The sequence below is a fragment of the Marinagarivorans sp. genome (assembly GCF_982758155.1).
The window spans coordinates 1-2,063 of sequence record NZ_CEXWTU010000410.1; the positions used below are offsets into that span (position 1 = coordinate 1).

3 protein-coding genes are annotated in these 2,063 nt (G+C 47.2%); all 3 read left to right on the forward strand.

The features are described from left to right. The coding region (trmD, locus tag AC3A8L_RS21480) for a tRNA (guanosine(37)-N1)-methyltransferase TrmD (RefSeq protein ID WP_487964321.1) at positions 1–503 on the forward strand (503 nt) is incomplete at its 5' end. Positions 504–545: 42 nt separating this feature from the next. Continuing rightward, on the forward strand, positions 546–905 hold the full coding sequence (gene rplS / locus AC3A8L_RS21485; RefSeq protein WP_487964322.1) for a 50S ribosomal protein L19: 360 nt from the start codon (positions 546–548) through the stop codon (positions 903–905). Between the two features lie 234 nt (positions 906–1,139). Continuing rightward, the gene (locus AC3A8L_RS21490) at positions 1,140–1,904 is read left to right on the forward strand and encodes a DsbC family protein (RefSeq protein WP_487964323.1); all 765 of its coding nucleotides are present in this window, start codon (positions 1,140–1,142) and stop codon (positions 1,902–1,904) included. The last annotated feature ends 159 nt before the right edge of the window (positions 1,905–2,063 follow it).

Consider the following 2,063-nt stretch of genomic DNA (forward strand, 5'->3'; position numbering starts at 1 on the left):
TTATTTATTTGTCGCCGCAGGGGCGGCAGTTGACGCAAGCTGGTGTCAAGTCTCTTGCTGAATTGCCTAATCTCATTTTAGTGGCTGGTCGCTACGAAGGTGTTGATGAGCGCTTTATAAGGGCTTGTGTTGATCAGGAGTGGTCAATAGGTGATTACGTCGTAAGTGGTGGTGAATTACCAGCGATGGTGTTGTTGGACGCAGTGATGAGAACGCTTCCTGGAGTGTTGGGGGATGCTAGCTCTGCGAGTCAAGATTCATTTGAGTATGGTCTCTTGGATTGTCCTCATTACACTCGTCCTGAAGTGTATGGTGGGCAGGGTGTTCCTGATGCGTTAATGTCGGGAGATCATAGGCGTATAGCCGATTGGCGGCTTAAGCAGTCATTGGGCAGAACGCAGGCGCGCAGGCCTGACCTGTTGCGCGATATAGAGTTGGATGGGGCACAAAAAGCGCTGCTTGAAGAGTATCGCAAGGGCCTCAAAATTGATTTAGATAAATGATTTTACTAGCTGAGAAGCTACATATATAAGCGGGAGCATGCCATGAGTTCTAAGAACAAAATTATCCAGGAGCTGGAAACCGAGCAGCTCAAGAAAGATGTACCTGATTTCGCCCCAGGCGATACTGTAGTTGTACAGGTGCGTGTTGTTGAAGGTGAGCGTTCGCGTCTTCAGGCCTACGAGGGTGTTGTTATTGGTAAGCGTAACCGCGGCTTAAATTCTGCGTTTACTGTTCGCAAGATGTCTCACGGCATCGGCGTTGAGCGTACGTTCCAAACTCACAGCGCGCAAATTGCTGAAATTAGCATTAAGCGTCGCGGTGATGTTCGTCAGGCTAAGTTGTATTACTTGCGTGAATTGACGGGTAAGGCGGCTCGAATTAAAGAGAAGTTGGGCAGATAGTTTGTTCCAGATACAAAAAAAAGCGGCTTAGGCCGCTTTTTTTGTATCTGAATATTATGCTTTTGAGTGGTGTGAGCTTAGTGCTGGAAAAACTCGGGAACAATGCGCTAGACTCGCTGTCAGCTAAGTAACCGATTTTAGGCTGTGCGTTATTGCGGTTTAAGTTAAAAGTTATCCATCCCCTTTGCTGTTTGTCGCTGCTAGGGTTGTCGAAAAATAAGTGTGAGTATATAAATGAATATGATGAAAACTAAATCGCTCCTGATTTCCCGTGCAGCGATGGCGGCTATTGCGCTTACGTGCTCCGTGGGTGTTGTCGCCGATGAGGCGCTAGATAAGGTTAAGGCTACAATTGGTGCGGCTTGGCAGTCAGCAAAACCTGGGATTGTAATTAATGGCATTGAGAAAACCGAGATGCCAGGTATTTATAAGGTGAGTGTCGGTCCGTCGAGTAACATTTACAGTACTGCCGATGGCGGAAACTTTATCGTAGGTGATTTATTTAGGGTTCAGCCTAATAAAATCACAAATGTCTCCGAAGAGGCTCGCAATGGTGATAGGGCCAAGGCCGTCGCTTCGGTTGCCGATAAAGATATGATTATTTTTCCCGCAAAAGGAGAGAAGAAGGCTCGCATGTATGTGTTCACTGATGTGGATTGCTACTACTGTCAAAAGCTGCATCACAATATGGCGGCCATGAACGAGCTTGGGATTGAGGTGGCTTACTTGGGTTATCCTCGTGCTGGTATTGGTAGCGGGTCTTATAAGAAGGTGGCTTCGGCTTGGTGTGCTGCCGATAAGCAGGCTGCGTTAACGAAGCTTAAGAATCGTGAGGAAATCCCTGAGAACGTTTGTGTTGGGAATCCGATAGATGCGCAGTTTAACTTGGGTCGAGAGATTGGATTGTCAGGAACTCCGGCTCTTGTGCTTGAAGATGGCGAGTTGATTTCCGGGTTTCTTGAGCCTGAAGCTCTAGCTGGGCGCCTAGGGTTGAAATAGTCACCCCATAAGCTTGTTTTTGAAAGGGTCTCGCAATGCAAGTTGCGAGGCCTTTTTTTGTGGGGAAAAGAAAGATTGATGTATTTTTAGAAAGGGCTTGCAATGATGATTTAAGTGCCTATAATGCGCGCCTCCTCACAGGGTAAACGTCATCGGGAA

What these genes read in the sequence shown, in the direction of transcription:
- AC3A8L_RS21490 (WP_487964323.1), top strand. Translation starts at nt 1,140, where the DNA reads ATGAATATGATGAAAACTAAATCGCTCCTGATTTCCCGTGCAGCGATG.
- rplS (WP_487964322.1), top strand. Translation starts at nt 546, where the DNA reads ATGAGTTCTAAGAACAAAATTATCCAGGAGCTGGAAACCGAGCAGCTC.